Origin of the sequence: Enterovibrio paralichthyis (assembly GCF_019209835.1) — a bacterium.
GTDB lineage: Bacteria > Pseudomonadota > Gammaproteobacteria > Enterobacterales > Vibrionaceae > Enterovibrio > Enterovibrio paralichthyis.
Window position 1 is genome coordinate 56,348 of sequence record NZ_JAHUTS010000009.1, and the last position, 23,470, is coordinate 79,817.

The window sequence follows — 23,470 nt, forward strand, 5'->3', positions numbered from 1 at the left end:
CTTTTTATCCAAGGCTTAGCGGATGAAGGTGCATCAGGTATGATCGGCCAGAACGTCGGAATCAGGTATCCACCATGAAAAAAATCCTTGTCATCAGAAACGATAAAATCGGCGACTTTATGCTGGCGTGGCCGGCTTTTGCCATGCTCAAGCAATCGATGCCGGACGCAGAAATTACGGCATTGGTGCCTTCGTATACCAAGGCGCTGGCTGATCTTTGCCCCTCGATTGATAAGGTGCTGGTGGATTGCGGAAAAAAAGCCGACAAGCAAAGCAAAAAGCAGCTGGTTGCTGACATTAAGGCGCAGGGGTTTGATGCCTCAATCTGTCTATTTTCCGACAGCTACAACGCCACCTTGGTGTGGAAAGCGGGGATCCCGTTTCGTCTGGCGCCAGCGACCAAGATTTCCCAGTTCCTGTATAACCACCGCATTACCCAGCGCCGCTCGCAATCTGCCAAGCCGGAGTTTGAATATAACCTCGACCTTATCCGCGCATTTTTGGCGAAACAGTCGGTACCCGTCAAAGAGCCTTGTGCACCTTACCTGACATTCAGTTCTGAAGTACTGAGCGAGCAGAAAACCAAACTGGCCGGGACGTTGGGTCTGGATGAGCAAAAGCCATGGCTTTATGTGCATGCAGGCAGCGGCGGCTCGGCAAACAACCTGTCGCTTGAGCAGTATTGCGCGTTGGTGGCGGGTGTCTGCGAAAAGAATGCCATTGAAGTGGTGCTGACGGCTGGCCCGGGTGAAGCAGAGAAAGCGGCCGAGTTGCAAGCCTTGCTGGCACAAAACGGCGTTAAGGCGGTGGTGTATGACAAGAACAACGGGTTAGAGGATTTCACCCGCTCGATTGCCTGTGCCAGCGCGTTTATCGCGGGCTCTACGGGGCCATTGCATATTGCCGCTACCGTGGATGTGCCGACCATCGGCTTCTTCCCGGCCAAACGCAGCGCGACGCCATTGCGTTGGCAGCCAATTAACAGCGAAGGGCGACATATGGCTTTCGCGCCGCCGACGGCTAAAGACAAAGAAGAAGCGGCAGATATGTCAAAGATTGCAGTCGATGACATTCTGCCGGATGTGAATGGGTTCCTGGCGCGCGTTATTTAGCGGCGCGGCTGTCCGTGTTGCGGATCCAAAGGTCAGCGTATTTCACAAAGGTGGAGTGCGCTGACAATACCGCAATCAAAAAGCCCTGTTTGCCATCGAGAAAACCGCGTTTCAGTACATACATCTTCAAAAAGCAGCCCAATGCGTGGAGCAAGCCCTGGCTGATGCTGCTTTTCTTGCCTCTGGCTTCACGGCCGTCTGCCCAGGCTTTGGCGTAGTGGGCTGATTTCACCAGATAGTGGGTCAGATCGCGGTAGGAGTAATGCAGCAGGTCGCCGTCCAATACCTGGGTTTTCGCGCCTTCCGGGCGGATGATTTTCTCGTGCACCAGCGCATCGTCATACTGGGTGTATAAACGCGGATAAACGCGCACATGACTGTAGTACCAGCCTGAATGGCGAAGGAAACGGCCAAAGACCCAGGTCAGTTCATTCACTTCAACCAGAGTGTCTGCTGGTGGGTTTTCCAGCAGCTTTAGCAGGCTTTGTTTAAGTTCAGGAGAAACCACTTCGTCAGCGTCAATCGCGATGATCCAGTCTTTGGTGGCATAGCTTTGCGCCAGCTGCTTTTGTTTGCCAAACCCCGGCCACTCGGCATTCACATAGACTTTCGCGCCCGCAGCTTCTGCAATGGCTACTGTGTTGTCAGTGCTGCCTGAATCCACGACAACAATTTCATCGACCCAGTCGAGCGACGCCAGACATTCCGACAGGATCTGCTCTTCGTTTTTGGTGATGATAATGGCGCTGATGGTGGCGCGTGTTGTCTGGCTCATAGCAGTTCCTCTTTTTCAGTGACTTCGTCGAAACGGGCAATCACTGATTCAATCGTAATTCGTTGCATGGCGTTTTCGTCTTTGACGCGGGTACGCCAGGAAACCTCATCCACAGATTTTCCGGTTTCCGCTTTAATCGCTTCTTCGTACACACTCACCACATACTGGCGCCAGTTATAAGGGCCGGTGCGGGCAGGGTTGTGGTGGGCGTAAAGGCCAATCACCGGAGTGTTTACCGCGTTGGCAAGATGCGCAGGGCCGCTGTCTGGGGCTAAAACCAGTGCCGCGGCTTTTTCCAGTGCCAGCAATTGCAGCAGGCTGGTTTTGCCAATCAGGTTTTTGACCGGGCGGGAAAGTTGGCGCTCAATGGCCTGACCGAGTTCAATTTCGATTTTCCCCGGGCCGCCAGCCAAAATAACGTCAAAACCTTTGTGCAGCGCGTGTTCGATCACCGCGGCATAGCCTTCCGCCGTCCAGTTCTTGAAGGCTTTACTGGCCGCGGGCGCTACAACCAGCAGTGGTTTGTCGGTGAGCTGCCCGGCTGCCCATTGGGTGTCCGCGTCCGATACCGGCAGTGTCCATGATGGGGTTTGTGCTTTCAAACCCAAGGTTTCAGTGAACGCCATAAAGCCATCCAATACATGCAGCGATGTTGGCGACGGCACCTTGGTATTGGTGAACCAGGATTGCAGGTCGCTGGCGCGCACTTTGTCGAACCCGAGTTTGTACTTGGCTTTAATGCCGACAGAAAGCAGGCTGGCGCGGATAGCAGATTGCATGTGCAGCAGGGCATCAAAGCGCTTGCCATTCAGTGCGTTCCATACCGCTTGCATGCCTTTCCAGCCCTGTTTCTTGTCAAAGGCAATCACCTTCACTGAGGGGAGCAAAGGCGTCAGCAGGGCAGCTTCCGCTTTGCCTGCAATCCAGGTGATGTCGGTGTCGGGCCACTGTGACTGGATAGCCTGTACGGCGGCGATTGCGTTACAGACGTCGCCAATCGCTGAAAGACGAAGCACGCACAGTGACTGTGGAGGCGTGGAAAATAAGGCCATGGGTATGCTTATGTGGTTATGATGGCTGAAATTATGCAGTTGCCGATCCGCAATGTAAAATGCAACCGCCGTTTACGGCCAATCGACAACACGCCCAATCCCATAAAAGGAGCTTCCGTGGAGCGACTAAGCCTCAACAATACCCATATCTGGTTTGACGAAACCTTGCTGAAAGAGAAGCCGGAGCTTTGCTTTGATATTGCCTTCTGGCAGCAAAAGGATGCGGTGTTGGGCTCTGCCACAGGAAGAGGCATCACCTGGTTTGTGCAGACGGACACTGTGCCTGCTGCGCTCAGGCATTACCGCCGTGGCGGTCTGTTCGGCAAACTGGTGAAAGACAGCTATCTGTTTGCCGGCTGGGAGAGCACCCGTGCCGCTGAAGAGTTTAACCTGCTGCATTATTTGCGGGATGCGGGCATTGCCGTGCCGCGTCCACTGGCGGCGAGAGCCGTTCGCGAAGGGTTGACCTATCAGGCCGATATCCTGGTGGAAAAAATCGATGGTGCGCGGGATTTGGTTGGTATCCTGACAGAAGAAACGCTAACTACGGCGCAATACCGGGCGGTTGGCCGTCTGGTGCGCCAGTTGCACGATGCCGGGGTGTGCCATACCGACCTCAATATCCACAATATTCTGCTCGATAATGAAGGCCTGTTCTGGCTGATTGATTTTGACAAGTGTGGCCGCCGCGATGGCGACAGCTGGAAAGCGGCAAACCTGAGTCGTTTACAGCGTTCATTCAATAAGGAAGTGGGACGGTTTCAGATCCGTTGGCAGCCAGCGGATTGGGATGCCCTGATGCAAGGCTATCAGGGCCAATAAAACGGACTTAGTTTTTCAGCCAGACGCCGACAGTCTCAAGGGTTTTCGCTACCGCGCCGCGGTTTTTTTCCACAATCGCCAGCGCCGCAGCGCCTGCCTTTTCCCGCTTGCCACTGTCATTCAGCAGCGCGGTAATGTGCGCGGCAATATCTTCACTTTCCTGGCAGACTTCACAGGCACCGGCTTCAATCAGCTGCTCGGCAATCACCTGAAAGTTGAAGTAGCTTGGCCCTGTCACCAGCGGTTTGGCCAAGGATGCAGGCTCCAACAGATTGTGCCCGCCAACCTTATCCCCAATCAGGCTGCCGGCCATAAAGGTGACATCTGAAGCCGCAAACAGCTTCATCATTTCGCCCATGGTATCACCAAGGTAGACCTGGGTTTGCGGCGTGATGGCCTCCTCTTTGCTGCGTCTTGCCAGCGTAAAGCCCTTTTCCCTGACCAGTTCGGCCACGGCGCTGAAGCGCTCTGGGTGTCTTGGCACCAGCATCATCAGCGCATCTGGCGTTGTTGAAAGCAGATGACGATGGGCATCGAGCAGGATCTCATCTTCCCCCGGATGGGTGCTGGCGGCAACCCAGACCGGGCGTTCACCACATTGTGCTTTGAGTGCGGTTACCGCTTCATCGCTGGCATCAAAGGGCGGTAAATCGAATTTCACTGAGCCGGATACGGATACTTTGCTCTGCGGCACGCCAAGGGTGACAAAGCGCTGCGCATCTTCCTCAAACTGACACAGTACATGGTCGATATTTTTCGACAGCAGATTAAACAGCGGCTGGATGCGCTGATAGCCCTTCATGGATTTTTCCGACAGGCGCGCATTCATCACCACAACTGGAACAGAGACTTTCTTTACCGTCGCCAGTGTGTTTGTCCACAGCTCGGTTTCCATGATCAGCAGGATTTTGGGGTTGAGTCGACGAAGAAAGCCGCGCACGGCAAAGGCAAAATCAATCGGCATGTAGCGGTGTTCGATGCCTGCGATTTTCGAGGCAATGTCAGCCCCTGTGGCTGTGGTGGTCGTCACCAGTATGGTGTCGTCCGGATGGGCTTTTTGCAGTGCAGCGATGACGGGTTTGGCGGCAATCACTTCCCCAACCGACACCGCATGGATCCAGATTGGGCGCTTATCACTGGCGAGTGTTGGCGTGAAGCCAAAATGTTCTACCCAGCGTTTACCAACTTTAGGTTTGCCGTCTTTGGCCCGGTACAGACCGAGAAGAAGAAAGGGAGCGGCGAGGGCCAGCAACAGGGTGTAGAGAATGCGCACAATCAAGCCTTATCAGTGAATCTGACGCTAGTGTACAACAAAGGGCGCCTTGCGGAGCCCTTTCGATGTGGTTGTAAATCCGGTTTTAGCGGGTGAGCCCCTGATCACTCAGGTATTGCTGTACCTGCTCTACATAGTCGACTTTGTAGGAGTATTTATTGCTGTCGTGGGATGCCACGAGATTGACCACCAGGAAGAAAGCCGCAAGGGCAAGCACACCTTTGGCGAAACGTTCTGGCATGGTTTGCGTCCAGGACTCTGCTTTCACCAGCAGCGGGATCAGCGCCAGCGGGAAGGTCAGGATCAGGTGCCAGTACGAGAAAGTTATCGGTGACAGCATGGCGTTCACTATGATGGCCAACACGGTCGCCACGGCAAACAACAGCAGCCACTGCTGGTTGTTCTCAATCGCTGTATCGCGCTTGATGCGAGGCTTGATGGCTTTCCATGATGCCCAGTTGATGCGTGCCGACAACACAACTGTCGCTGCGCCAACAAGGTAAAGCACTGCTTGCCACAGATACTGCAAGACTGTCTGAAGCCAGCTGATGGTGGTGACCCAGTCAAAAGTCACATCCGTAATGATGCGGTTTGAGAACAGGGTAGAGCTGTACCTGAACCAGTAAAGCACAGCTTTCAGCACCGGATAAACATGCACGGCGCCGTAACCGATATAGCGGTCACTCTCACGGCTGATCTCTTCGTTAACGGCGTATTCCTGAAAATAAGGGATCAGGGAAACCAGCAATACAACACCAGCAGTGATGACACCTGCCCAGTTCGGGTGTGCCATTTTGCGGTACAGCAGATAGCAGGAAATGACTGCAAGAACCGGCCAGGAGTAGTGGAATTGCATGGCGCCGCCAATGGCCAGAACATGCAGGAAGCTGTAGCCAAATGCCGGTTTGTCACGCAGGTTAAACGCCGACCAAAAATGAAGTGCAGTAAAAAAGCAAAGGTAAGCCGGGTTATAGATAGTGCTGTCGTACAAAAGCCAAGGGTTCAGCCAGTAAGCCACCATAAACAGGACACGCACTGGCATACTGAACACGGCTTTGATTACTGCATCAAACAGCAGATAAGAGATCACGCGCAGCGCGATGATGGCCACCATCGGAGACCATGGGCTGTCCCACAGCATAATGGGGAAGCCGACAATCCAGGCTGACAGGGAGCCGGGAACATTGCCGACGGCGCTGGCCGCGTTACCAAAAGCCAGCCAGGTATCCTGATAAGCACCTAGGTAGCCTTTGTAGAGCATTTGGGTCTGGTCGCCGGTGATGATCTGGTTACTGGCATACAGCACGGCCAGAAGGAGTCCCGCAAAGAAGCCGGCGCTTTGCATCCATGTGGCATGGCGGGAAAATGAATTCAGGTTCATGGTTTGTCCGTAAAGTTAACCCTGGGAAGGGGGATTCTCGTTATAAGTCCAAAAGCGATGGATAAAATAAGTGACCAGCGGGATCATAAACACGACCAAGAGCACACGCAGGTAGCTGTTTGTGCCCTGGAACAGCTCGCTGATCAATTGTGAGATGATGAGCGCAGAAAACTGCACGGCAAAAAAGCGCGCTGCATTTTTTAATGACAGCGACTTTTGAAAGACAAACAGCGACTGCATCAAATAAGACAATCCAAACGCACAACCAAAGCCAACCAGATTAGCGATGAACACACTGGTGGTTAGAAAGCGAAGCAGAGCAAAGGCAACCACTATGTGGGTCAGTGTTGCCAGGCCGCCTGTCAGCCCAAAACGCACGAAGCGGTGAGCCAACAGTTTCTCAGTCAAGGACGCCATTATTGCGCTTCACCCTGTTTATCTGCGGAGTCGCTTTCGATGATGTAGACGGGCCGTCGTTTGGATTCCATATACAGCCTGCCAATGTATTCGCCCATCACCCCAAGCCCAATCAGTTGTATTCCTCCAAAGAAGAGAATCACAGTGATCATGGATGCATAACCTGGCAGGTCAACGCCAAAAAACAGGGTTTTCAAAATGATGGCGCTGCCGTACAGGAAAGCGATACCGGAAAAGAAGATCCCCAGGTAAAGCCAGATCCGAAGTGGTGCAGTACTGAAACTGGTGATGCCTTCAAGGGCAAAGTTCCAAAGGCGCCAGCCATTAAAGCTGGTTTCACCGGCGGCACGGGGCTGGCGAACGTATTCAACCACTGAGGTTTTAAAGCCCACCCAGGAGAAAATGCCCTTCATAAAGCGCTGGTTTTCAGGCAATAGCTGAATGGCATCGACCACGCGGCGGCTGATCAGACGGAAGTCTCCGACGTTGTCAGGAATTTCTATCTTCGCAATCTTGTTGTGGAATTTGTAGAACAGGTTCGCGGTGACTTTCTTCGCCCAGGTGTCACTGCTGCGGTCGATACGCTTTGCGACCACCACGTCATAACCCTTTTGCCACTCGCGGATAAAGTCGTGGATAAGCTCTGGCGGGTCTTGCAGGTCAGCATCAATCGGAATGATTGCTTCCCCTCTTGCATGATCAAGTCCAGCCGTCAGTGCCGCTTCCTTACCGAAATTACGGGACAGGTTGATTACACGAACGGAGCGGTTTTTTTCGGCCAGTTCATGCAGGACTTCGAGTGTTTTGTCTTTGCTTCCATCATTCACAAACAGCAATTCATAGGAAAGCCCTGTTAATTGCAAAATATCTGTGATTTTGTCGGTAAAAGTGGAGAGAACCTCCTGCTCGTTATAGCACGGGCAGATGATAGAAATGGAAGGCTTGTTATGACTGTCCATAATCTTAAAAAAGCGCCTGTTTATAGTGGAAATATGTCGCGCAAGCGAGAAAGCGCTAGATTAACAAAAAACAGGGGAGGCCACTCTAAAAATGAAAACTTGAGCCATCAAATCGTTTGATGGCTCAAGTTTTACCCCATTTATGTTCTATTCACGCCAATAGGTATTTGAACGGACAACGCGGGCGGGATTACCTGCCAGGCAGGTGTTCTCTTCCGAAAAAGGTTTTGTCACGACACTGGCTGTGCCTACAACGGTATTGTTGGGTAATACCGTACCTTTCATGAGATTTGCTCTGGCCCCTATCCAGCAATCACTGCCTATCGTGACTTTTTTATTTGGGTTTAAATGCAGCTGCGTCTGATTGTCGAAAACGGCATGATGGTCAGTATCAGTAATCAAGGTCTCCCACGAGATAAGTACATTAGAGCCAAATGTTATTTCGTCTCTACAGATAATTTTTCCTGCGGCAGAGATATGAAACTTATCTCCAAACGTTACGTTACCTGTAATGGATAAACGAGAGCCCTTACCAATTTTCGCCTTACCTTTAAAATGCATATGACCGGAGACGTAAATCACTGTGCGTTCATATTGATAGTCAACGGTTTCAACGCTGCCAAATCCAATTCTGACAATACCAGGACGGACTTTTTCAAAAGTGGCCTTTCCTTTTAAAGAAGCCAGTTTTACTTTGCGTGAAACCACAATCGGCAATTTGATAGCATCAATCGGTCGACACAAACGGAAGTTTATGAACAGGGTTTTAGGTAGACCCAATAAATAATCGACAATCTTGTTCATCTTAAGGGCTCAGACCTTGTAATCGTTATTGCTCGCTTGGCTCGAGGGACTTTCGTGTCACTTTTAGCGTTAAAACGTCTGCTACACCTTGCAAGATATCTTCCGTTGACGGAATGGTGGTATCCGCATGCATCACAATCACGTGACCCGGTTCATAACGGGGTGTGTACCGGAACGGTACCGTGGCATAGAAAATGCCGACTGTCGGTGTGTGTGTGGAAATAGCAACGTTCCGGACACCGGTATCCGGCGCAACAACCACCTGAGCCTTCGCGCAATATGTTAAAAGCTCATCCAATGGCAAGCTTGGCTGGATTTTGAAATTATCATTTTCGAGCAGGTGCGACAGGTAGTCGCCTTTTTCGTTGTCTTTTACCCCTTCCAGAAACACATGCTGGTGGTCAGGGTAGGCTTTAATTGCGTGCTTAAGCAGGTCTTCCATTTGAGCATTGTTTAATACTTTTCGTGGCTGAGAGGCGCCATTGAAGTAAACAATGTAAGGATTGACGTTATCGACCAAATCTCTGTGGTCAGGGTAAGCAAAGTCCAGGCGATGCGCTGGGTTATGGCCAAGCAGGCGCAGCATATCCAGCATAACTTCCACTTCAGGGGTGAAGTCAGAACGCCACACCGCAGCATTGTATAAGGTGCCTCGCAGCCAGCCTTTATAAGGAAAACCAACTTTCAGTTTGGCTTTGTTGAGTAAATTCACCCAATAGGAGCGATTGGTTCCCGCAAGGTCAAAAATAATATCCTGATCGCCGACTTCCTTAAAATTGGCCATTTTCTCGGAGAAGGAAATTTGTCCTTTTCTATCCCGGCCATGCAACACAACCGTGCGGTCGGCGAGATCCGACGGCATACCATATTGATAAGTCGATAATGCAACCAACGTGATTTCAGCGTTCGGAAAAAACTTCCTCGCTTCAACCAGAAAAGGACGGGTAATGACTTGATCGCCAAGCGCTGCGTGTCGAATAACCGCGATGTTTTTGATTTTGGCAGGGTCAAAATCGTTATTAAGGTAATTTTTTGCCGATTTAGACAGGTACGCGCCTTTTTCAAAACAAGCGTACTTAGACGAAATTGGGGCTTTGCTGAATTTCATTGATTATCCGGTTGAACGCTTTGCGAAGGATGTTGATAAAGATTTAATACAGTTTGTGGCGCCAGGTCTTTCAGGCACTTCAAATGTCCAAATGGGCATTCCCGTTTAAAGCAAGGGCGGCACTCAATATCGGTATTCACCACCTGGACTTTGTCCGTCAATGGAGGCGTATATTGCGGGGAACTGGAGCCGTAAATCGCGACAATGTTTGCGCCTACCGATGCTGCTACGTGCATTAACCCTGAATCGTTGGTAAAAACGGTATGACAAGCTGCAAGCATGTCTACAGCATCAATGAGTGATGTTTTACCTGCGAGATCAAAGCAGTTACGCTGCAAATCCTCGGGGATAAGGTCAACAATGCTCTGGGTAACAGAGGTATCTTTTGGTCCACCAAACAGGCAGATCTGGTTACCCGCTTCAATCAGTTTGGTGGCAACGTCAGCATAGTGGTTTTCGGGCCAGCGTTTGGCTGGACCAAATTCCGCACCGGGACAAATACCGATAAGCCGCTTGCCAGTATCAATGCCGAATTTTTCCAAACACGCCTGTTGGTTAGCTAAATCTACAGTCAGTTTAGGAAAAGGCGTATCGGCCAACGAGACTTCGGAAAGCATGTCAGATTTGCTGTGCGCCAGCGCCACATAGCGTTCAACCATGTACTGGAAGACTTTTCGGTCTGGACGCAGATCATTCAAAAGCCCGTAGCGCATTTCTCCCTTCCAGCCCGTTCGCTTGGGTATTTTTGCAAACAGTGGGATAAGCGCTGACTTGGCTGAATTTGGCAAAATATAGGCGTGGGTGTAACCATTGCTACGAAGGTTTTTCCCAAGTGTCCAGCGGGTCGCCAAATCAAACTGGCCATGTCCCACTGGCATCTCAATAGCATTGCGAACTTCTGGCATACGCTCAAGAATTGGCTTACACCAAGCCGGAGCCAGTACATCAATTTTCGCGTTGGGATGTTTTTCAAGCAGCCTCTTATAAAGGCTCTGGGACATCACCATATCCCCCACCCAAGAGGGACCGATAATCAAAATATTCATATTAGTAGGTCAGTTTTTCGTCCCAATGAATGTCGTTGCGAACCACCTTTGCCGGGGTTCCGGCTGCGATGCAACCTTCAGGAATGCTTTTCGTGACAGTGCTGTTGATACCAACTACTGAGCCATTGCCAACGGTCGCACCTTTAAGCACGACTACGCCATCGGCAAGCCAGACGCGATCACCAATAGAGATGTCTTTGGCTTGGTTTAGGCGTTCGCCTGTCGATTTGTCAGTAATGTCGTGGCCATCACTGGTCATCAGTTTGACGTTACGTGAAAACATGCAGTCGTTGCCAATGGTGAGGGTTGTGCCATTTTCCCGTGCCGAGAAATAGCATCCTTCGCCAATTACGCAGCGCTCACCAATGATCAGGGTGCAGTTGTTTCCATCTAACTCAATGTGAACGCCTTTCAGGTTCGCACCATCTTTAAAGACGAGTTTGTTTCCCGAGCCATGTATAGCGACGGTACATTTACGGATACGGTTTTTGGTGCCAAATTCCACCCGGTTGCCTTTACGAATTTTTACCTCGTTGCGGGCAAGGAACTTCCATTTGGCGAACTTGTCTTTTTTAGGACTGAGTTTCCTAAACAAATACCCGCCCGTGATTTTCCGTGCCAGGGACATCACCCCGGTACGCGGGAAAATACCGATGCGGCGAATCAAATACGGGTCTTCATGTACCGCCAGTGGCCCGCTGTTAGTGGCCACGGCGAAGGTGTAACCCAATTCTTTGGCGATGGCTTTGCTGTCTTCGTTCCAGTCACCGTAAGGGTAGGCGAATGACACCAGTTCATGGCCGAGCAATGCTTCCAGTTGGGCTTTGTTTTCCGCAATTTCCCTGAACTGCTCTTCGCGGCTGAGGGTATCGAGATGCGGGTGGGTCAGGGTGTGACCGCCGAATTCGATATGCCCGGAATCAGCCATGGCTTTGATTTCTTCTGCTGTCATCAGATCAAAGCGCTTTTCCGGGGTTTGCGGGTGTTCAACATCCCAACGGTTGAAGTCCACCCCTGTCACTGTGTAAACCACGGCTTTGAAGTTGTACTTCTTCAGCAGCGGCAGCATCAGGGTGAAGTTGTCTTTAAATCCATCATCTACCGTCAGCATACAGTAACGCTTTCCGGCTTCGAGACGCGAGATGAGATTCTTCTCTTTGAGATCTGAGAAGGTCAGCGTTTCAAAACCCAGACGTTTTAGCAGCTTGAGGTGATTTTCAAACATCTTGATGTCGAGGTAAGGGCCAATGCTGCCTTTGCCTGCGTCATTGTCGATAAAGCGGTGGTACATCAGCACCGGGATGTCTTTACGCTTGGTATAGACATAAACCGACTGATAGATGGTTTCAATATGGGTGACGATGTTTTGCAGATCGTAGCTTTGCTTGACCGTTTCCGTTGCGGCTGGGTCGCAATGCGGCGCAGCCAGCGCCTGCTCAATCTGTGCAGGAATTTCGGAAAAGTCGATATCCAGCTCTTTCTTACCGATGTCACCGAAGTTGGTTGCCATGGCCTGGCGGATGTTGTCGCCATTGACCGGGCCGATGTTGATGGCTTCACCGATAGCCAGGGTAGGGCGGCCGCACAATAGTGATTCCATCGCCACGCGGCCTGCGCCAACGACCAGGTCGGCATTGGCCATCATGGCGGGAACGTCGTCGACGTAACCCACGAAATCGGCTTTGCCTTTGAACTTGTCAAAGCGTGCATCCGGCGTCGTACCGGTAACGATTTTGACGTCGTATTTTTCGAGATCGACGCATTCATCCAGCAAGCGGTAGCAAAGGTCGCCTTTGGGGCCGCTCAGGCGGCCGATGATAGCAATGACTTTGCGCTTGTTCTGCGGTGCGTCCACCCATTGGTAGCGCGCAGTATCGATACCGTTGCGGCTGACTTCCAGCGTTTCTGCCGGTACGTTCAGATCGTCAATCAACTGGTGGTAAATGGCTTCACACACTGGCATCGCCTTGTTGCCCATGGCGTGAAATTTCTTACGCGAGGCATGCACAGGCTGGCGGCCGTGAACGGTGGTCACCATCGGTGTGCCGGTCAGCTTACAGGCGACGTGGCAGCTCCAGCTTGATGCGCGGGAGTGGGCGTGCACCATCTGGATATTGTGCTTTTTGATAAGATAAACCAGATAGGCCACGTGCCAGAAACGGCGCGGAATACTGCGCTTGTTAAAGCGCAGTTTGAAAAACGGGCCGTCGTGTGGCTTGGTCAGCGTGTCGGAGACATAAAACACATTGTGTCCGCGCTTGGTCAGCTCATTGCCCACTGTGGTCGCGTATACCTCGGCTCCGGTCACTTCCAACTGGGAGAGGGCCATCAAAATATTCATCGAATTCCTTTCCTAGTAAAGCTGGGTGCCATCCGGACGCGAGCGCAGCAGGTTCATGATCCACATGTATTGCCCCGGGTCTTGCGCCAAAAATTGCTCGATACGCTCATTCATCATGCGGGCATCGGTTTCTTCGCTGCCGGATGGGAATGGGTCAAGTGGCGGCTGCACAATCACTTCAAAGTTACCGGTTTCGCGGTTGTACACTGGCATCAGCGGTACAATCTTGGCGCGGCTGAGTGTGGCCAGTTTACCCAAGCCTGAAAGCGTGGCTTTCTGGGTAGCGAAGAAAGGCACGAACACACTGTGCTCCGGGCCGTGGTCTTCATCCGGCAGGTAGTAACCCAGGTAACCTTCACGAATTGATTTGATAAAGGGCTTAATACCGTCTGCGCGCTCGTGGGTACGGCCGCCGTATTTCAGGCGCTGCACGTTCATCAACCAGTCGGCGACTCTGTTCTTTTGCTTTTTAATCATGGCTGCCACCGGCAGTCCACGGGAAGCGAGTTGCACCGCAGGGTAATCAATCGCCCAGCTGTGAGGCACCAGGAGGATCACTTTCTCGCCTTTGTCGACCAGTTCAGTGAGGATTTCCTCATTGCGGAACAGGGTGCGTTTTTCCAGGTAGCGCTTGCTGCGCATCATGATGGTGGCAAACCCCAGCATGACGCAGCCGGCGTTGATGTAGCTTTGCTCGAGGATTGCGAAACGCTCTTCCTCGGTTTTCTCCGGGAAGCAATGTTCAAGGTTGGTTACCGCACGCTTTTTAGCGCGGTTATTCATTCTCACCAGGCGTTTGGCGAGAAACTCAGCCAGTTTGTCACGCAGGCGGAAAGGGATGAATGCCAGGATGCCGGCAAACAGAATGCCCAGCCAGGTACCCCAATAGCGTGGGTGCACAAAGGCCCACTCAAAAGTTGGCAGGTAAGAGCTGGTGGTTGAATCTTTGCTCATAGGGAAACTTGTCAGTGTGCCTGTCAGAAGAGAAAACGGGCCGGGGCGCGCTGGCCAGGGCCCGTTTTTGCCCATTACTTATTAAGTAGGGTCATGTACTCAGCGACGCCTTCCGCTACAGTTTTGAACTCATGCGGGTAACCGGCTGCGCGGACTTTGGTCAGGTCAGCCTGAGTGTAAGCCTGGTAGCGGCCTTTCAGGTGATCCGGGAATGGAATTTCTTCTACCTGGCCCTTGCCGTGGTGCTTGATCACCGCGTCTGCTACTGCGCGGAATGGTTCTGCGCGGCCGGTACCACAGTTGAAGATGCCGGATTTACCGTTTTGCCAGAACCACAGGTTCATCTTGCACACATCGCCAACGTAAACGAAATCGCGCTTGAAGGTATCGCTGCCTTCAAACAGTTTCGGGTTGTGGCCGTCTTTGATTTGGTTGTTCAGGTGGAATGCCACCGACGCCATGCTGCCTTTGTGGCTTTCGCGTGGGCCGTAGACGTTGAAGTAACGGAAGCCGGTGATTTGCGACAGGGTTTCGCCGTGTGCTTCAGCATCTGCCCAAATGCGGCGTACGTAGTTGTCGAACAGCTGCTTCGAGTAACCGTAAACGTTGAGCGCGCCTTCGTATTGTGGCTCTTCGATAAAGTCATGGTCACGGCCGCCGTAAGTTGCCGCAGAAGATGCGTACAGGAACGGGATTTCGCGCTCCAGACAGTAATGCAGCAGCTCCTTTGAGTACTCATAGTTGTTGAGCATCATGTACTTGCCGTCCCACTCTGTGGTCGCAGAACATGCACCTTCGTGGAATACTGCTTCGATAGGACCGAAGTCGTCACCCGCCATGATCTGGGTGATGAAGTCTTCTTTATCCATGTAATCAGCAATGTCCAGATCAACCAGGTTGATGAACTTGGTACCGTCTTTCAGGTTGTCGACAACCAGAATGTCGTTGTAGCCCTGTTCATTCAGCGCTTTAACCAGATTGCTGCCGATCATGCCGGCGCCGCCAGTCACTATAATCATATCTTTACCTAAATTCTGTTGACCTGAATTATGAGAAGACCCGCCATTACATTGTTGGCGGCTGTGATACTATTTCCCTTTCTGGGCTTGAGGATAGCAGTTTTACCATGAAAACCCGTGATCGCATTATTCATTCTGCGCTGGCGCTCTTTAACGAGCAGGGTGAGCCAAACGTCACCACCAATCACATCGCTGCCGATCTCGGAATAAGCCCGGGAAACCTGTATTACCACTTCCGTAATAAGGAAGAGATTATACACAGTATTTTTGATCAATACGCGCGCGATCTTTCCATGGGTTTCCAGCCGGAAGTGCCTGCGGAATCTGATGAACAGCGCCTGTTGGCATACCTTGATGCCACTTTCCAGTTGATGTGGCGGTACCGCTTTTTCTACGCCAACCTACCCGATATTTTAAGCCGCGATGCCGAGCTGCAGCAGAAATACCTGGCTGCTCAGCAGGCACTGAAAGCGAACCTGTTTACCATGTTGAGCCGATTCCGAGATACCGGCTGGCTGGATATGGATAACAAAGAGCTCGAGTCCTTGTGCAGTACCCTGAAACTGGTGGCATCAAGCTGGATTTTCTACCAAAGTGCTCAGGCTCCGGCTGCCAAAGTCACCCCGCTGGTGATCTACCAGGGCGTGCTGCAAATCCTCAATATGGTGTCGCCAATGACCACCGAAAAAGGGCGTGCCGTGGTTGCAGAGCTTGTCAGCCATTACCGCACCCGTATGGAAAGCAGCCAGACGATAAGCGGGCAGGCGTGATCCAGTGCAATAAGATGTACTAATTACATAGACGCAACCTTTCACACAACTCTATCATCGACCTTCATACTGATATGTCATACTGTAAGCTGATTCTGTTTTAGACGAATCGGCTTTTCGGTGTCACATTGCTGATAGTGTTATCAGCAAAATGCGATAATGCCCAACCTGTTCCTGTTTCCATTGATGGAGTGAGCGATGACTGCCGCTTTTTACCAGCAAATCCGCCAGCAGCTTGAAGAAGTCAAAGCTGAAGGCCTATACAAAGATGAACGCGTGATCACGTCTGCCCAGCAGGCGAACATTTCAGTGACCTCCGGTGACGAAGTCCTGAACTTCTGTGCCAACAACTACCTGGGCCTGGCAAACCACCCTGCGCTGATTGAAGCGGCGAAAGCAGGCATGGACGAGCACGGTTTTGGTATGGCCTCTGTGCGCTTTATCTGCGGCACCCAGGATTCACACAAAGTGCTGGAGCAGAAACTTTCTGCTTTCCTTGGCATGGAAGACACCATTCTGTACTCCTCCTGTTTTGATGCCAACGCCGGCCTGTTTGAAACCATTCTGGGGGCGGAAGATGCGATCATTTCCGATGCGCTGAACCATGCGTCAATCATCGACGGCGTGCGCCTGTGTAAAGCGATGCGTTTCCGCTATTCCAACAACAACATGGAAGAGCTGGAGCAGCAACTGATCGCGGCTAAAGAAGCCGGTGCGCGCAACACCCTGGTGGTGACTGACGGCGTATTCTCCATGGACGGCGTGGTGGCGAACCTGCCTGCGATTTGCGATCTGGCGGAAAAATACGGCGCGCTGGTGATGGTCGATGACTCTCACGCCGTGGGCTTTATGGGCGCAAACGGCCGTGGTACCCACGAATACCATGACGTGATTGACCGCATCGACATCATCACCGGTACCCTGGGCAAAGCCATGGGCGGTGCGTCAGGCGGTTACACCTCGGGCAAGAAAGAAGTGATCGACTGGCTGCGTCAGCGTTCGCGTCCATACCTGTTCTCCAACTCACTGGCACCGGCTATCGTGTCTGCCTCAATCCGCGTGATTGATCTGCTGGCAGAAAGCGGCGCGCTGCGTGACCAACTTTGGGACAACGCCAACCACTTCCGTGCACGCATGAGCGAAGCGGGTTTTACCCTAGCAGGTGCTGATCACGCGATCATCCCTGTGATGCTGGGCGATGCCAAAGTGGCAGCAGAATTTTCTGAGCGCATGATGAAAGAAGGTATCTACGTAGTGGGCTTCTCCTTCCCGGTCGTACCAAAAGGTCAGGCGCGTATCCGTACACAAATGTCCGCTGCGCACAGCCGTGAGCAACTGGACAAGGCCATCGACGCCTTTATCAAAGTCGGTAAAGAAATGAACCTGATTGGGTAAGTAAGACGATGACGAACAAAATGAAAGCGCTGGCAAAACTGAAAGCAGAACCTGGGATCTGGATGACAGAGACCGAGTTGCCAGAGCTGGGTCACAATGACCTGCTGATCAAAATCCGCAAGACCGCGATTTGCGGCACTGACGTTCATATCTACAACTGGGACGAGTGGTCACAAAAAACCATTCCTGTGCCTATGGTTGTCGGTCACGAATACGTGGGCGAAGTGGTGGGTATCGGTCAGGAAGTGCGTGGTTTTGCCATTGGTGACCGCGTTTCAGGCGAAGGCCACATCACCTGTGGTCACTGCCGCAACTGCCGTGCTGGCCGCACCCACCTGTGCCGTAACACTATCGGTGTGGGTGTAAACCGTGAAGGCGCGTTTGCTGAATACCTGGTGATCCCAGCGTTCAACGCGTTCAAGATCCCGGAAGATATTTCTGACGATCTGGCGTCAATCTTCGACCCGTTCGGTAACGCGGTGCACACTGCGCTGTCGTTCGACCTGGTGGGTGAAGATGTGCTGATCACCGGTGCCGGCCCAATCGGTATCATGGCCGCAGCGGTAGCAAAACACGTTGGCGCGCGCCACGTGGTGATCACGGATGTGAACGAATACCGTCTGGAACTGGCACGTAAAATGGGCGTCACCCGCGCAGTGAACGTGGCAGAAGAGAAACTGGAAGACGTGATGGCCGAGCTTGGCATGCGTGAAGGTTTCGACGTGGGTCTGGAAATGTCTGGCAACCCGTCAGCGTTTAACTCCATGCTGAAAACCATGAACCATGGTGGCCGTATTGCGCTGCTGGGTATTCCGCCATCAGACATGGGTATCGACTGGAACCAGGTGATCTTCAAAGGTCTGGTTATCAAGGGTATCTACGGCCGTGAAATGTTCGAAACCTGGTACAAGATGGCGAGCCTGATCCAGTCTGGTCTGGACCTGAGCCCAATCATCACTCACCACTACAGCGTGGATGAGTTCCAGGAAGGCTTCGACGTGATGCGTTCGGGTCAGTCGGGCAAGGTAATCCTCGACTGGACCAAATAGCTTTGTCATATGGGCATTTATACGGCGTTTTCGTTCGACTCACATAGTGGAACTATGCATCGCGAACTCTGCCTTGTCTAAACGCCCACTTGACTGCAGCTCAAGATAGAAAACCCGCTTCGGCGGGTTTTTTTAATGCTTGAGCGCCAGTGAAACCGGTACGAGTTCGACTTCATCCTGCAGATGTGGCAACGCCTCCTGCAAGGTTTGCAGCGTGACCGGAAAAGGGTGGGCGATCACCACGGCAATGCCCCGGCGCTTGGCCTGGCGGACGGCAAGGCTGATCTGTTGGTCGATGAAAGCGCGGGTCTGGATATGGTCGAGAAACACGTGACGGCGGTTGGTGGCAAGGCCGTGTGCTTTGGCGATGCGTTGGGCGACGGTTTTCGGGGTGGTGCGGCTGTCGATAAACCCCAGTTGATGGGCTTTCAGCTCGGCCATCACCCAGTGCATGGGCTGCTCTTTTTCTGTAAGCAAACTGCCCATATGGTTGTTCACCGCCACCGCCTGAGGCACCCGGTACAGGGCTTCGCGGATCGCGTGGGAGATGTCATCCTGCGTCATGGCAAGGGTGAGCGCTCCCGGCTCCTGCGGTGTACCGTCAGGACTTTGCATCGGCAAATGCAGCAGCACTTCGCGGTGCTGACTGAGGGCGGAGAGAGCAACTGCGGTGTCGAATTCGGTAAAGGGAATAACGGAAACACTGACTTGCGGCGGCAATGCAGCCACTTCGCGCGGCATCATGTCATAGCCCAGATCGTCAATGATAATGGCAAGCTTTGGCTTGGCCTGCGCCAAGGCAGACCAAGAGAGAAGGAGCAGGGCGGTGACAGTGACAATCCTTTGCATCTGTGACCTTCTTGACGCTACCGCGTCAGCCAGGGGCTGGGGTTGGTGGCGTTGCCTTTGCGCCGGATCTCGAAATAGAGCGCGGAGTCATCCTGACCGCCACTGTTGCCCACCAGAGCAATAGGGTCGCCGGCTTTTACCGTGTCACCGACGTTTTTCAGCAGCGCCTGGTTGTAGCCATAAAAGCTCATGTCACCTTTGCCGTGGTCAACCACCACCATCAAGCCGTAGCCGCGCAGCCAGTTGGACAACACCACAGTGCCGTCGTGCGCTGCTTTTACTTCGCTGCCTTCTTTGGCGGCGATCACCATGCCGTTCCAGCGCAGCTGTCCGCTTTGTGCACTGCCGTAGCTATGTAGCACTTTGCCTTTTACCGGCCATTGCATGCGGCCTTTGTATTTGGCCAGGCCATCCATTTTGACTCTGGCTTTTTCGGCGGCGATGCGTGCCTGCTCTGCTGCTCGTTCCAGCTCCTTGGTCAGGCGTTGCTGGTTGTCTTTCAGCTCAGCAAGGTAGCCTTTGTCACTGTTAATCTGGCGGCGGATAGCGCTGGCGGTTTTCTTCTGGGCGCTTTGCTCTTTTTCCAGCTTGGCTTTATCAGCAGCCAGACTGGCGATCAGCGCCTTTTGTTTGGCCGTTTGCGCTTCCAACGCATGGCGTTTGAGCTGCAATTCGGTGTCAGTGGCAGACAGTTCATTGATGGCTTCGGTACGCGCTTTGGACAGGCGCTCTGCGTAGACGGTCATCCGATCCATCTTGGCGGTGTCCTTGCCACTTAAAAGGGCATTGAGCTGGCTGTGCTCACCTTGACGGTACTGGCTGTTTAAAAGCTCCTTTAGCAGCTCCATCTGGCCAAGCTTGAGTTGTTCGAGACGCTGGCTTTCACGGTTCAGCACCTGAATTTCTTTGTCAGTGACAGCGAGGCTGGCATTGGCTTCACGCATCTGTTTGGCAATGGAAGCAATAGACTGCTCCTGCGACTTAAGCTCTGCCTGCAGTGAGTTGAGCTTCTTTGCATTGGCATTCAACTGTTGCTGCTGACGGGAGATTTCACTTTTCATCCCGGAAAGCTGCTCGTCGCTGGCTTGTATCGCTGGGCTTGCCAGCAGGCACAGCAAAACGCCAGCGCATAATGCTGCACTGGCGCGAAAAGAAGGGAGGTGACGCAGGGTTCTTTGCTTCATGTCCGGAGTATATCAATCCGCTTTTGGCTGTGCACCACTGATGGCGCGCCAGCTTCGCAAGTTAAACATTTAATTCGCCGTCTATTTTAGAAAGAAACCGGCAGGGTTTGTCAGACAGGGATAAAAAAACGCGCCCCGGAGAGCGCGTTTCTGGCTGTTTTCAGAAGCGAAGATTATTTCGCAACGAACAGAGGCTTACCAGTCATGTCTGCTGGTGCTTCAACGCCAGTCAGAGCCAGCATGGTCGGAGCCAGGTCAGACAGTTTACCGCCTTCAACCAGTTCGATCTCTTTGCTGCCCACGTAAACCAGTGGTACTGGCAGGTTGGTGTGTGCAGTGTGGATACCGCCGGTTTCCGGGTCAACCATCATTTCTGCGTTACCGTGGTCTGCAGTGATCAGCAGTTGGCCGTCAACTTCTTTGATGGCTTCAACAACACGGCCGATGCAGTGGTCGATCGCTTCAACGGCTTTTACTGCTGCATCGTATACGCCAGTGTGGCCAACCATGTCACAGTTCGGGTAGTTACAGATGATTTGGTCGAACTTGCCGCTCTTAATTGCCTCTACCAGCTTGTCAGTCAGCTCTTCTGAGCTCATTTCTGGTTGCAGGTCGTACGTCGCCACTTTCGGTGAGGCAACCAGTGCACGCTCTTCGCCTTCGAATACAGACTCAACGCCGCCGTTGAAGAAGAAAGTCACGTGCGCGTATTTCTCGGTTTCAGAGATACGCAGCTGGGTTTTGCCTTGCTTGGACAGCCATTCACCCAGGGTGTTTACCAGGTTATCTGAAGGGTATGCACATGCAGTTTTGATGTCTGCTGCATATTCAGTCAGCATGACGAAGTCAGCCAGGTCAGCCACTTTCTTACGTGCAAAACCGTCAAACTCAGGCATGAATGTGCGGGTGATTTGACGCGCACGGTCAGCACGGAAGTTCATGAAGATCACAGCGTCGCCGTCGTTGAACGATGCAACAGGCTGGCCTTCTGCACGGATTTCAGACGCTTGAACAAACTCGTCGTTCTCGTCACGTGCGTAAGCCGCTTCCAGCGCTTCAACAGCAGAGCCGTAAGTGAATGCACCTTTTGCTTCAACCAGCAGGTCGTAGGCTTTTTCTACGCGATCCCAGTTGTTGTCACGGTCCATCGCGTAGTAACGGCCAACGATTGACGCTGTGCGGCCTTTACCCAGTTTCGCGAACAGTTCGTCGAAACGTACCAGAGAGTTCTTCGCGCTGCGTGGTGGCGTATCACGGCCATCCAGGAAGCAGTGCAGGTACACTTCTTCAGCGCCGCGCTGAACCGCCATTTCCACCGCTGCTGCAATGTGGTCTTCGTGGCTGTGAACACCGCCTGGAGACATCAGGCCCATGATGTGAACCGCTTTGCCTGCTTTTGCTGCTTTGTCGACAGCACCTGTCAGTACAGGGTTATCGAAAAACTCACCATCCTGGATAGCTTTGGTGATTTTTGTCAGGTCCTGGTAAACGATGCGGCCTGCACCAATGTTGGTGTGACCGACTTCTGAGTTACCCATTTGACCGTCTGGCAGACCAACATCCATACCTGATGCAGAGATCAGGGTGCTGGTGCCCGCCATCAAGCCATCAAGAACAGGCGTTTTCGCGTTCGCAACTGCGTTGTTGCTGTTGTCTTCGCGGTAACCCCATCCGTCCAGAATAACGAGTGCCAAAGGCTTCTTAGCAGACATACGGTGTCCTCTTTATGTCAATTTCAATGTTCGTGAATTAGCGTAACTTTACTACATTTTGTTGGTTAAGCAGTAGGCAAACTTTTTCGCTAAAACTTCAACAAAATTTGCAATGAAGCCGCTCAGGCCTTGCTGTCTCTCGTGTTTCGGGGTGTCTTACCTTTTCGAAACAATCTCAGCTATGGAGAAGGCGTGACAAATTTTTGTAGTAAGTAAACAGTTCAGAGACTTACACCGCGAAAAAAGCCGTTTACGCCCGGTATAGAAGATACCTTGGGGCGAATGTGACCGAATTCAACCTTTTTGACTCTGCTGTCAGTGAGCGGGGGCATGGAAATCCAAGCCCATGCTGTATTTGCGAGATTGAGGGGTTATACTCGGGGTCGTTTTTTCTGCCGACACTAAATAGAAGCGAGCTATGCAGCAGTTTATTGAATTTGTTCAAGGCAACTTGATCCTGGCCCTGGTGTGGGCTGGTCTGGTTGTTGCACTGATTATGTCAGTCATCAAACAGAAAACCGCACCGTATAAAATCGTTACCCCAAGTGATGCAACCGTGTTGGTTAACCGCCAGAACGGTGTATTTGTTGATGTCCGTACCCGTGACGAATACCGTGCCGGCCATATTGCAGGCGCAGTTCACGTTTTGGCGAAAGAGATCAAAGCCAACAACGCCGCTGAGATTGAAAAGCACAAAAGCGACCCAATCATTCTGGTATGCAAGAGTGGCCAGACAGCAATTGAAAGTGCCAACGCTCTGGCGAAAGCCGGTTTTGAGAACGTGAACGTTCTGAAAGACGGCCTGATCTCGTGGAACGAAGCAAATCTGCCTCTGATCCGCAACAAGAAGAAAAAGTAACCACACGCGGGTAAACTCTTCTGAGGGCAGCTCGGTGAGCTGCCTGATTCATTTTAAAATGCGTGAAAGCATTTGTTCTTAATAACAAGGATTTATCACTATGGCTGAAGCAGCAAACAACCAACCAGCGCAACAGAACTTCGCTATTCAACGTATCTTCCTGAAAGATGTTTCTTTTGAAGCGCCAAACTCTCCGGAAATGTTTCAGCAAGAATGGAATCCAGATGTAAACCTGGATCTGGACACGCAAAGCCGCGAACTAGGCCAAGGTGTTTACGAAGTGGTTCTGCGTCTGACTGTGACCGTTAAAAACGGTGAAGACAATGCTTTCCTGTGTGAAGTACAGCAAGGCGGTATCTTTACCGTTGACGGTATGGAAGCGCCACAACTGGCTCACTGCCTGGGTGCATTCTGCCCGAACATCCTGTTCCCATACGCGCGCGAAACCATCTCAAGCCTGGTTGTTAAGGGTACTTTCCCACAACTGAACCTGGCACCAGTAAACTTTGATGCGCTGTTCATGAACTACCTGCAAAACCAAGCGCAGGCGAAAGACGGCGCAGACGCGTAATTAAGTAATTGATAGGTC

Annotated in this window: 22 protein-coding genes and 1 pseudogene; 7 read left to right on the forward strand and 16 right to left on the reverse strand. The window is 52.2% G+C overall.

Features of this window, described 5'->3' with window-relative positions:
• Positions 1-74 precede the first annotated feature (74 nt).
• Positions 75-1,112, forward strand: coding sequence for a glycosyltransferase family 9 protein (locus KU854_RS12635; protein WP_218358884.1), 1,038 nt, complete (start codon positions 75-77; stop codon positions 1,110-1,112).
• Here the strand turns inward: KU854_RS12635 and KU854_RS12640 are convergent.
• A complete protein-coding gene (locus KU854_RS12640) occupies positions 1,105-1,887 on the reverse strand; it encodes a glycosyltransferase family 2 protein (RefSeq protein ID WP_218358885.1) in 783 nt (260 codons plus the stop codon). The two genes, KU854_RS12635 and KU854_RS12640, sit on opposite strands and share 8 nt — an antisense overlap.
• Entirely contained in the window at positions 1,884-2,939 is a 1,056-nt protein-coding gene (locus KU854_RS12645) for a glycosyltransferase family 9 protein (RefSeq protein WP_218358886.1), read from the reverse strand. The genes KU854_RS12640 and KU854_RS12645 overlap by 4 nt, the downstream gene beginning before the upstream one ends.
• Before the next feature lie 117 nt (positions 2,940-3,056).
• On the opposite strand from KU854_RS12645, the gene KU854_RS12650 reads away from it, so the two are divergent.
• A complete protein-coding gene (locus KU854_RS12650) occupies positions 3,057-3,761 on the forward strand; it encodes a 3-deoxy-D-manno-octulosonic acid kinase (RefSeq protein ID WP_218358887.1) in 705 nt (234 codons plus the stop codon).
• Between the two features lie 7 nt (positions 3,762-3,768).
• Here KU854_RS12650 and waaA read toward each other — a convergent pair whose 3' ends face one another.
• The 11 genes and pseudogenes from waaA to rfaD form a co-directional block, all read right to left on the reverse strand.
• Complete coding sequence (gene waaA, locus KU854_RS12655; protein ID WP_218358888.1) at positions 3,769-5,040, reverse strand: lipid IV(A) 3-deoxy-D-manno-octulosonic acid transferase; 1,272 nt, start codon at positions 5,038-5,040, stop codon at positions 3,769-3,771.
• Between the two features lie 79 nt (positions 5,041-5,119).
• A complete protein-coding gene (locus tag KU854_RS12660) occupies positions 5,120-6,415 on the reverse strand; it encodes a 3-deoxy-D-manno-octulosonic acid transferase (RefSeq protein ID WP_218358889.1) in 1,296 nt (431 codons plus the stop codon).
• 15 nt (positions 6,416-6,430) lie between these two features.
• Positions 6,431-6,832, reverse strand: coding sequence for a GtrA family protein (locus tag KU854_RS12665; RefSeq protein WP_218358890.1), 402 nt, complete (start codon positions 6,830-6,832; stop codon positions 6,431-6,433).
• Complete coding sequence (locus tag KU854_RS12670; RefSeq protein WP_218358891.1) at positions 6,832-7,791, reverse strand: glycosyltransferase; 960 nt, start codon at positions 7,789-7,791, stop codon at positions 6,832-6,834. Before KU854_RS12670 ends, KU854_RS12665 begins: the two co-directional genes overlap by 1 nt.
• Before the next feature lie 147 nt (positions 7,792-7,938).
• A complete protein-coding gene (locus KU854_RS12675) occupies positions 7,939-8,595 on the reverse strand; it encodes an acyltransferase (protein ID WP_218358892.1) in 657 nt (218 codons plus the stop codon).
• 25 nt (positions 8,596-8,620) lie between these two features.
• Positions 8,621-9,703, reverse strand: a complete 1,083-nt coding sequence (locus KU854_RS12680; protein WP_218358893.1) for a glycosyltransferase family 9 protein — start codon at positions 9,701-9,703, stop codon at positions 8,621-8,623.
• Positions 9,700-10,749 (reverse strand): lipopolysaccharide heptosyltransferase II, encoded by a 1,050-nt coding sequence (gene waaF / locus KU854_RS12685; RefSeq protein ID WP_218358894.1) that lies wholly within the window; start codon positions 10,747-10,749, stop codon positions 9,700-9,702. Before waaF ends, KU854_RS12680 begins: the two co-directional genes overlap by 4 nt.
• Position 10,750: 1 nt before the next feature.
• A complete protein-coding gene (locus tag KU854_RS24855; RefSeq protein ID WP_336245247.1) occupies positions 10,751-11,344 on the reverse strand; it encodes an acyltransferase in 594 nt (197 codons plus the stop codon).
• Positions 11,333-13,090 (reverse strand): annotated as a pseudogene (locus KU854_RS12690) (polysaccharide deacetylase family protein); the annotation flags it as partial. The pseudogene KU854_RS12690 and the gene KU854_RS24855, both read right to left, overlap by 12 nt.
• A gap of 12 nt (positions 13,091-13,102) precedes the next feature.
• Entirely contained in the window at positions 13,103-14,044 is a 942-nt protein-coding gene (gene lpxM, locus KU854_RS12695; RefSeq protein WP_218358896.1) for a lauroyl-Kdo(2)-lipid IV(A) myristoyltransferase, read from the reverse strand.
• 74 nt (positions 14,045-14,118) lie between these two features.
• Positions 14,119-15,063, reverse strand: a complete 945-nt coding sequence (gene rfaD / locus KU854_RS12700) for an ADP-glyceromanno-heptose 6-epimerase (RefSeq protein ID WP_218358897.1) — start codon at positions 15,061-15,063, stop codon at positions 14,119-14,121.
• Between the two features lie 107 nt (positions 15,064-15,170).
• Between rfaD and KU854_RS12705 the strand changes: the two genes are divergently transcribed.
• From KU854_RS12705 to tdh, 3 genes are all read left to right on the forward strand, one after another.
• Entirely contained in the window at positions 15,171-15,833 is a 663-nt protein-coding gene (locus KU854_RS12705; RefSeq protein WP_054779473.1) for a TetR/AcrR family transcriptional regulator, read from the forward strand.
• Between the two features lie 198 nt (positions 15,834-16,031).
• Entirely contained in the window at positions 16,032-17,228 is a 1,197-nt protein-coding gene (locus KU854_RS12710) for a glycine C-acetyltransferase (RefSeq protein ID WP_218358898.1), read from the forward strand.
• A gap of 8 nt (positions 17,229-17,236) precedes the next feature.
• Positions 17,237-18,277, forward strand: coding sequence for an L-threonine 3-dehydrogenase (tdh, locus tag KU854_RS12715; protein ID WP_218358899.1), 1,041 nt, complete (start codon positions 17,237-17,239; stop codon positions 18,275-18,277).
• Positions 18,278-18,409: 132 nt separating this feature from the next.
• Here the strand turns inward: tdh and KU854_RS12720 are convergent, their stop codons facing one another.
• From KU854_RS12720 to gpmM, 3 genes are all read right to left on the reverse strand, one after another.
• On the reverse strand, positions 18,410-19,126 hold the full coding sequence (locus tag KU854_RS12720) for a divergent polysaccharide deacetylase family protein (RefSeq protein ID WP_218358900.1): 717 nt from the start codon (positions 19,124-19,126) through the stop codon (positions 18,410-18,412).
• A gap of 17 nt (positions 19,127-19,143) precedes the next feature.
• Positions 19,144-20,310 carry a peptidoglycan DD-metalloendopeptidase family protein gene (locus KU854_RS12725; RefSeq protein WP_218358901.1) on the reverse strand — a complete coding sequence of 389 codons (1,167 nt, stop codon included), beginning with the start codon at positions 20,308-20,310 and terminating at the stop codon, positions 19,144-19,146.
• Between the two features lie 173 nt (positions 20,311-20,483).
• A complete protein-coding gene (gpmM, locus tag KU854_RS12730; RefSeq protein ID WP_054779475.1) occupies positions 20,484-22,022 on the reverse strand; it encodes a 2,3-bisphosphoglycerate-independent phosphoglycerate mutase in 1,539 nt (512 codons plus the stop codon).
• Between the two features lie 418 nt (positions 22,023-22,440).
• Between gpmM and KU854_RS12735 the strand changes: the two genes are divergently transcribed.
• Positions 22,441-22,881 (forward strand): rhodanese-like domain-containing protein, encoded by a 441-nt coding sequence (locus KU854_RS12735; RefSeq protein WP_054779476.1) that lies wholly within the window; start codon positions 22,441-22,443, stop codon positions 22,879-22,881.
• A gap of 100 nt (positions 22,882-22,981) precedes the next feature.
• Positions 22,982-23,452: a protein-export chaperone SecB gene (gene secB / locus KU854_RS12740; RefSeq protein ID WP_218358902.1), complete on the forward strand. Its 471-nt coding sequence runs from the start codon at positions 22,982-22,984 to the stop codon at positions 23,450-23,452.
• The last annotated feature ends 18 nt before the right edge of the window (positions 23,453-23,470 follow it).

What these genes read in the sequence shown, in the direction of transcription:
- KU854_RS12665 (WP_218358890.1), bottom strand. Translation starts at nt 6,832, where the DNA reads ATGGCGTCCTTGACTGAGAAACTGTTGGCTCACCGCTTCGTGCGTTTT.
- KU854_RS12735 (WP_054779476.1), top strand. Translation starts at nt 22,441, where the DNA reads ATGCAGCAGTTTATTGAATTTGTTCAAGGCAACTTGATCCTGGCCCTG.
- KU854_RS12635 (WP_218358884.1), top strand. Translation starts at nt 75, where the DNA reads ATGAAAAAAATCCTTGTCATCAGAAACGATAAAATCGGCGACTTTATG.
- KU854_RS12725 (WP_218358901.1), bottom strand. Translation starts at nt 20,310, where the DNA reads ATGAAGCAAAGAACCCTGCGTCACCTCCCTTCTTTTCGCGCCAGTGCA.
- lpxM (WP_218358896.1), bottom strand. Translation starts at nt 14,044, where the DNA reads ATGAGCAAAGATTCAACCACCAGCTCTTACCTGCCAACTTTTGAGTGG.
- tdh (WP_218358899.1), top strand. Translation starts at nt 17,237, where the DNA reads ATGACGAACAAAATGAAAGCGCTGGCAAAACTGAAAGCAGAACCTGGG.
- KU854_RS12675 (WP_218358892.1), bottom strand. Translation starts at nt 8,595, where the DNA reads ATGAACAAGATTGTCGATTATTTATTGGGTCTACCTAAAACCCTGTTC.
- KU854_RS12705 (WP_054779473.1), top strand. Translation starts at nt 15,171, where the DNA reads ATGAAAACCCGTGATCGCATTATTCATTCTGCGCTGGCGCTCTTTAAC.
- rfaD (WP_218358897.1), bottom strand. Translation starts at nt 15,063, where the DNA reads ATGATTATAGTGACTGGCGGCGCCGGCATGATCGGCAGCAATCTGGTT.
- KU854_RS12645 (WP_218358886.1), bottom strand. Translation starts at nt 2,939, where the DNA reads ATGGCCTTATTTTCCACGCCTCCACAGTCACTGTGCGTGCTTCGTCTT.
- KU854_RS12680 (WP_218358893.1), bottom strand. Translation starts at nt 9,703, where the DNA reads ATGAAATTCAGCAAAGCCCCAATTTCGTCTAAGTACGCTTGTTTTGAA.
- gpmM (WP_054779475.1), bottom strand. Translation starts at nt 22,022, where the DNA reads ATGTCTGCTAAGAAGCCTTTGGCACTCGTTATTCTGGACGGATGGGGT.
- waaF (WP_218358894.1), bottom strand. Translation starts at nt 10,749, where the DNA reads ATGAATATTTTGATTATCGGTCCCTCTTGGGTGGGGGATATGGTGATG.
- KU854_RS12670 (WP_218358891.1), bottom strand. Translation starts at nt 7,791, where the DNA reads ATGGACAGTCATAACAAGCCTTCCATTTCTATCATCTGCCCGTGCTAT.
- KU854_RS12640 (WP_218358885.1), bottom strand. Translation starts at nt 1,887, where the DNA reads ATGAGCCAGACAACACGCGCCACCATCAGCGCCATTATCATCACCAAA.
- secB (WP_218358902.1), top strand. Translation starts at nt 22,982, where the DNA reads ATGGCTGAAGCAGCAAACAACCAACCAGCGCAACAGAACTTCGCTATT.
- KU854_RS12710 (WP_218358898.1), top strand. Translation starts at nt 16,032, where the DNA reads ATGACTGCCGCTTTTTACCAGCAAATCCGCCAGCAGCTTGAAGAAGTC.
- KU854_RS12720 (WP_218358900.1), bottom strand. Translation starts at nt 19,126, where the DNA reads ATGCAAAGGATTGTCACTGTCACCGCCCTGCTCCTTCTCTCTTGGTCT.
- KU854_RS12660 (WP_218358889.1), bottom strand. Translation starts at nt 6,415, where the DNA reads ATGAACCTGAATTCATTTTCCCGCCATGCCACATGGATGCAAAGCGCC.